Below are 6,801 nucleotides of genomic sequence, written 5' to 3' on the forward strand. Positions count from 1 at the left end.
GGCCAGCTTGCCAGCTTGGCCTGACCGTTCAGAATCCGAGCTCCCGGATCAGCACCGCGGCGGCTTGCCTGAGGTAGCGCGAGGCCGGTGCCTCCCAGCTCGCGTGTACCGTCAGCTGGCCGCGCCAGGACAGCTGCCCCCAGTCGTCCAGCGCACCGGGCGGGACCTCGAACGCCACGCGGTAGACCGCGCGCTCGGGCACCAGTTGGCCGGATTTCTCGCGCGTCAGCAAGTGGCCGCCTGACTGGAGCGCCAGTTCGGGGCGTGGCAGCACGCGGCTGGCGTCACGGTCGACCGATGCGACCTTGAGCCGCAGCGTATGGTGCTCGGAACCTTCGGCGACGAACAGCGCCTTGTCGCCCACGGTCACCCGCTGCACCGCGTCCTCGTCCAGCCAGGTCTCGACCAGCCAGCGGCCGTCGTCGCGCACCAGCAGAGCGACCTTTTCCTTGCGTGCCAGCCACTGGCCGACCCGCAGGTCGGGGTCGAGGTCGCGCAGGCGGCCGGCGAAGGGTGCCCGCGGCGCGTAGTGCAGCAGCTCGGTGTCCAGGCTCGCGAGCTCGGCCTGGGCGGTGACCAGGGCGTTCTCGTTGACCAGCAGCTGCTGGCGGCCCTCCGCGTCGAAGCCCGATGCCGCGGCCCGCCAGCGCATCCGTTCCACGCGCGCGAGCAGGGCCTGGCGCCGCATCCTGAGGTCGGGCACGTAGAGCTGCAGCAGCACGGCACCCTGCGGCACGGGTTCGCCCTCCTGGAACGGCAGCGCCTCGACCCTCGCGCCCGAGGGCGCGTAGACCGGCCAGGTCTCGGCCGGGTGCAGCATCGCGCTGGCGGTGACCCGTCCCGGCCAGGGCAGCACGACCAGCAGCAAGGCGGCCGCCAGCAGCGCGAGGCTGTATCGGCTGCGCCGGCTGGTCCTGATCCTGGGCCAGCGTTCGGCCCAGGCTTTCCACTCCTGCTTGAGCGGCAACAGGATGAACCAGAGTATCTCGACCGCGAACAGCGCGATGCCGACCAGCTTGATGGCGAAGTGGTACACCAGCATCGCGATGCCCAGGAACACCACCAGGCGGTAGAGCCAGGTGGCCCAGGCAAACAGGATCAGCCCCGTCTCGCGCCGAAGCGAAAAATGTTCCGGCTTGGGCTCGCCGAGCGCGAACAGCCACTCGCGCAGCTTCCAGCGTGCCAGCGCGAAGCTGCGCTGGTGCAGGTTGGGCAGGTCCAGCCAGTCCGACAGGATGAAATAGCCATCGAAGCGCATGAAGGGGCTGGCGTTGACCGCCAGCGTCGCGACCCAGCTCGTGGTGGCGAGCACGAAGGCGGCCGAGCGCCAGGCGCCATCGGGCAGCAGTGCCCAGGCCAGCGTGGCCCAGGCCGCGATCACGAGTTCGGTGGCGATGCCGGCCGACGCGACCTGCAGCCGCTGCCAGCGGCTGGTCAGGCGCCAGGTCTCGTTGGTGTCGGTGTAGGCCACCGGCCACAGCACCAGGAAGGCCACCCCCATCGTGGGTACCCGACAGCCCAGCCGCTTGGCGGTGAAGGCATGGCCGAGCTCGTGCAGGAACTTGACCGCGACCAGCGCGATGCCGTAGGCCGCCAGGCCGGACCCGCTGAAGGTGTCGACCAGCGAGGCGAAGAAGACCTCCCATTGCCTCGTGACCTGGAACAGGCCGAAGGCCAGCGCCGCCAGCGTCAGCGCCAGGAAGCCGCGGCTGTAGAAGGCGCCGGCAGCGCCTTGCCAGCGCTCCAGCCAGCCGTCGGGCCGCCACAGCGGCACGCGGAAGAACAGGTAGTGGTGCAGCAGCCATTTGAGCGGACTGCCCTCGATCTTCCTGAGCCGCTCGGCCAGTTGGCGCGCGCTGTCGGCGCCCTCGGGCTGGACCAGCTGGTGCTCCAGCAGGAATTGCGCGACCTGCTTGACCTCCTCGGCGCCGATCCGCAGCGTGGTCTGGGCCGACACCGATTCGGCGATCGCCTGCGCGTCATCGAGCGACCAGCGGCTCAGGATCTCGAAGGTCGGCCAGTCCAGGCGCAGGAACTGGTTGCGCACCGGGTCGTGCAGGGTCCAGCTTGGCTGGCCGTCGCCCAGCGCGGGGCCAGGCAGGAGGTCGAGTTCCTCGCGCAGTCGGGGCAAGGCCATCGCTCAGACTCCCAGCGCGGTGCGCAGGGCCGCGAGCGGTCGGCGCAACACCCAGTAGGCCAGCGGCACCCAGCCACCGTGCAGCTTGGCCGTGCCTTTCAGGCCGACGCGGTGCCCGGTCGGCTCGTCCAGTTTGGCGCGCACCCGGTAGGCGTAGCCCCCGTCGGGGCGCTGCACCGCGTCATGCGCCAGGTAGCGTACTTGCGCCGTGACCGGCGACAGCGGGCTGGCGTTGAGGTAGAGCTTGACCGTGGCGCCGGGTTCGAGCGCGATCGCATCGGCCAGCGGCAGCCAGGCTTCGACCTCGCCGTCGGCCGGAGCGGCCAGGCGCATGATGCGCTCGCCGACCGTCACCGGACGTCCGATCCACTCCGACGGGTCGTCGAGCAGCGCGACGCCGTCCTGCGGCGCGAGCACGCGCGAGCGCTGCAACTGCTCGCGCAGGAACTCGGCCTCGGCGCGCTTTTCCTCGATCTTGCCGGTCAGCAGCGCGAGCTGGTTGCGGTACTTGGCGTCGAGCAGCGCCTGCTGCGTGGTCTGGCGGTATTCGGTCTCGGCCGTGGTCAGGCTCTGCTCGGCGACCTCCAGCCGGCTGCGGATCAGCGCCTCGTCGAAGCCGAACAGCGGCTGATCCTTCTTGACCGCCTGATTGGGCTGGACATGGAAGCTGTCGACCACGCCATCGAGCGGGGAGCGGATCACGACCGGGTGCGCCGGAACCAGCTCGCCGGGGGCCAGCACGGTCAGGCGCACGGGGCAGGCGAGCGCGACCAGCACCGCAGCGGCCCAGCGGATGCGGGTTTGCCGCCACCAGGACTGGCCGGCTGACGGTTGGAGCCGCTCAAGCAGCCGCCGCCGCCAGACCTTCCAGGACCAGGCCGGAGCACGGTGCAGCGTGCGCCAGGCGTGGGTCCAGACTTCCAGCCATTCGACCAGCAGCGCGACTTCCTGCGGGGTGAAGGGCAGGTCGCGCGCGAGCAGCAGCCCGCCCGCGACGGCCTCGGCCGGCCGGGTGCCACTGGCGGGCGTCGGGGCCTGGGGCAGCGGCAGCCACAGGCCTTGGGCCGGCAGCCACTGCGCCCATTCCTGCGCGAGTTCGGGCGGCAGCGCTTGGGCCGAAACCGGCATCGGGGTGGTCGCGCTGGAGAGCTGCTCGCAGACCCGGGTCAGCCAGAGCGCGTAAGGCGCGTTCGCCTCCAGCTGCACCACGCCCGAGAGCGCCTGCAGGCCCGCATCGGCCAGCCACAGCCCCGCCTGCCGGTAAGCCGCCAGCGCGTGGCTGTCGTTGACCAGCAGGAAGCGCAGCTCCGCCGCCGATCCGCCCTGGCGGGCCCGACGCGAGAGCTCGAGCAGGCTGAACAGGGGATTGTGAGCCGCCGCCCGGGCTGGCCCGGGCGGGGGTTGGTGCATGGTCTGGTTCAAATTCGAATCATCCTCTGCGGATCAATGGACCGGCGCGGCGCGCTGGCCCCGCTTGTGCTGGGCCGCCTCGCGCAACTGCTGGCTCAGCCCGGCGCGGCCCGCCACCGTGACCCGCTTGTCGCCGACGTGGAAGCGGAACAAGGTCGTGGCCTCGCGACCCTGGGCGTCGCGTGCCATCAATGTGATCCTCAACTCGCCACTGAAGTTCTCGGGCGGCTCGAAGCTGAACTGGCCGCTGCGCGCATCGAAGCGGATCCAGTACGGCAGCTCCGCCCCATCCGCCAGCTTGGCCGCCAGCACCACTTCGTGGCCGGACTGGGTATGCACGAAGGCATCGGCCGGCACGGTAAAGCTGCCCTGCGCGCCGCTGTCGGCAAACTGGTCGCTCATGCCGCGGAAGACCTGCAGGCTGGCGACCTCGCTGGGCAGCACCAGCGTCGTCCAGCGTGGCGCGGCCGCCGCTGGCGCCGGCTGGCGGTCATTGGCCCAGTCCCGGTCTTGATCCGCCCAGTCCCAGTTCGTGCGCTCGATCAGGCCCAGCGACTTCGGGTCGGCCGCTGACGTCAGCGCGTAGAGCGTGGAGCTGAAATTCGAGTGCTGGAAGATCGGCCCCTCGACCGATTCGATCGAAGCCATCGGGGGCAGGTGGGCGGCATGATCGAGTTCGACCGGCGCGGGCTCGACATGCGCGGCCTCGAGTTGCACGGGTTCGACCTGCTGCGGGACTGGCTCGCGCTGGGCGATCAGCACCGGCGTGCCCGGGTCGAAGATCTTGCCCAGCGTGGCGTCGTTGTCGCCGAAGGCGTTGTCGGTGATGATCAACTCGATGTAGTCGATCTTGCCGTCGCCGTTTTCGTCGATGAAGCGTGCGCCGTCGCCTCCGGATTGGCGTTGCGTGAAGTCGTACCAGCCGGCCTGGGTGATGGCATTGCCATCCAGATCGACCAGCGTTCCCAGGGAGTCGATCGCCTCCCGCGACACATACTTGATGTAGCCGTTGACCTCCTGGGTCGTCAGGCCCGCGGCGCGGATGTCGATCAGGAGGCGGACCTGGGTGCCGCTGCGAACCAGATCGATGTCGCTCAGCTCATCGGGCTGGCCGTCCTGGTTGCTGTCCATGCCCTCGACCGCGAAGCGGATCGGGTCCCAGGGCGTGCTTGCCTGGCTGCCATCGGCCAGCGTGACCGTGCGGCTGCCGTCAGACTCCAGCACCAACTCGGTGTTCGAGTCGACCTCGTCGTACGTCGCGACCACGATGTCGAGCAACTGCGAGCTGGTCGACACCGCATTGGAGCTGGCGCCATCGGTCACGCTGACCGAGACGATCGCCTTGCTTTCGGTCAGCGTGCCTGCGTTGCCTTGGACGAAGTAATCCTTGGCTGTCCAGGCCAGGGTCGCCAATGCGCTTTGCTCGGCGTCTTGCGTGCCGTCGCCGTTGATGTCGCCCATGACGGCGTCGCCTATGCCCTGCGAGGCGGCGAGCGTGGCGAGTGCCTCCTCGGTCGTCGGCGCGATGCCGTCCTTGTCGAAATCGTCGTCGAGGCCGACGACCGTCGTGCCGCTGAAGCCACCGTCCGCGCCGAACTGGTAGATCACGCCGGTGCCATCATCGCGCACCGACGCTTCGCCGATCGAATCGACCGCGTCACGGGTGGCGATCAGCGCGAAGTGCTCGGGGCCTTCCCTCGCCTCATCGTGCTCGCCGCCGAGGCCCACGCGCACCAGCAGCGTGCCGCCTTCAGGAATCGACGCGTTGCTGCCGGTGTAAGTCTTCCAGACACCATCCTCCCAGAACTGGATGTTGGCCGAGCTCTTGTCGACTCCGGTCGCGATCGGTTCGTCGGTTTCATAGCTGGCCGGCATCCTCAGACCGATCGGACCGGCCGGCCCCTGGATCGTGAAGACGACAAAATCAGACCCCTCGTTGACGATCGGGCTGTCAACCTTGATGCCACGGTCGTCATCCTTGGGCGCGAAGCGGTCTTCGGCCCCGCTGTCGTTGAAGATCGCGCCCGTTCCATAGTCGCCGATGATGCCATTGCTGGTGACGGCTGCGGTGCCGGGTATCGTGGCCACCAGGGTGAAGGCATGCGTGCCCTCGTATTCGCTGTCATTGAAGACCGGCACGCGCACCAGCAGGACGGAGCCGCTCGCGGGCACCGAGACCAGGCTGCCCGGTACGTAAGCCACCCACTTGACACCGTCGTAGGTTTCGAGCGAGTTGCCGTAGTCCGTCCCAGCCGTCGCCGTGGCGATCGCCGGGTCGACATGGTCAGGGCCGTCCTGCAGCGAGAGCGTGAACCGTTGACCGCCAGATGCCTCGATGCGGAATACCGCGTAGGGTGAAGCCTCGTTGACCGTCACGTCGGGAATCTTGATCAGGCGATCGTCATCCTTTGCTGCGCTCGCGTCTTCCGAGCCGTCGGCCTTGAAGACCGTGCCGGCGCCATCGTCGCGGATGGTGGCCGTGCCAGTTGCGCCAGTTGCGCCCGTTGCATCCGCTGCGTCCACGGGGGTGGCCTTGAGCGTGAAGGTCTCCGAGCCTTCGTAAGCCGAATCCTGCTGGACGGGGGTGCGAGCGAGCAGCTTGCCGTCGGCAGGGAAGGTCGCGCTTGTCGAGTAAGGCGTCCAGGACAGGCCGCCATCCGTGGACAATTCCAGTGGGGTGGCGCCGACTGTGCCGAAGTCCGTGCCGCCCATGGTGGCCGACCCCGAGGCCAGCTGGAGCGTCACGGCCTCGCCCGGGACGCCGGTCACGGTGAACACGGCGTAGGGGGATGCCTCGTTGACCGTCGGGCTGGACACGGCGACCGGATCGACCACCGCATCGACCGTGATCGCCAGCGTGCTGGTGTCGTCCGTGCCCGAGCCGTCGGTGACCGTGTAGGTCACCAGCGGGAAGGCGCCGTTCCAGTGGGCCGCCGGCGTGAAGCTGTAGCTGCCGTCGGCGTTGACGGTCAGCGTGCCCTTGCCGCTGACGGCGTAGGCCGTGCCCAGGGTGAAGGTCCCGGTCTCGCCGGCGAGGCTGAAGCTCTTGACCGTCACCGGCCCGTCCACGCTGTTGGTGCCCGTGAGCAGGTGGCCGGTGTGGTTGCTGCTGTCCTCCAGCACGCTGACGGTCTCGTTGGCGTCGCTGAAGTCGTCGTTGACCGCATCGACCGTGATCGCCAGCGTGCTGGTGTCGTCCGTGCCCGAGCCGTCGGTGACCGTGTAGGTCACCAGCGGGAAGGTGCCGTTCCAGT

The 6,801-nt window shown here is 69.1% G+C and carries 3 protein-coding genes; all 3 read right to left on the minus strand.

Going from position 1 to position 6,801, the window contains the following annotated elements:
* Positions 1-28: 28 nt before the first annotated feature.
* The gene (locus PHR85_RS02155) at positions 29-2,137 is read right to left on the minus strand and encodes an HlyD family efflux transporter periplasmic adaptor subunit (protein WP_300049845.1); all 2,109 of its coding nucleotides are present in this window, start codon (positions 2,135-2,137) and stop codon (positions 29-31) included.
* A 3-nt stretch (positions 2,138-2,140) separates the two neighbouring features.
* A complete protein-coding gene (locus PHR85_RS02160) occupies positions 2,141-3,547 on the minus strand; it encodes an HlyD family efflux transporter periplasmic adaptor subunit (RefSeq protein ID WP_300049846.1) in 1,407 nt (468 codons plus the stop codon).
* 33 nt (positions 3,548-3,580) lie between these two features.
* Positions 3,581-6,801: cadherin-like domain-containing protein (locus PHR85_RS02165; RefSeq protein WP_300049848.1), on the minus strand; the 3,221-nt coding region annotated here is incomplete at its 5' end.

It is taken from the genome of Malikia sp. (genome assembly GCF_028687635.1).
Classification (GTDB): Bacteria; Pseudomonadota; Gammaproteobacteria; order Burkholderiales; family Burkholderiaceae_C; genus Malikia.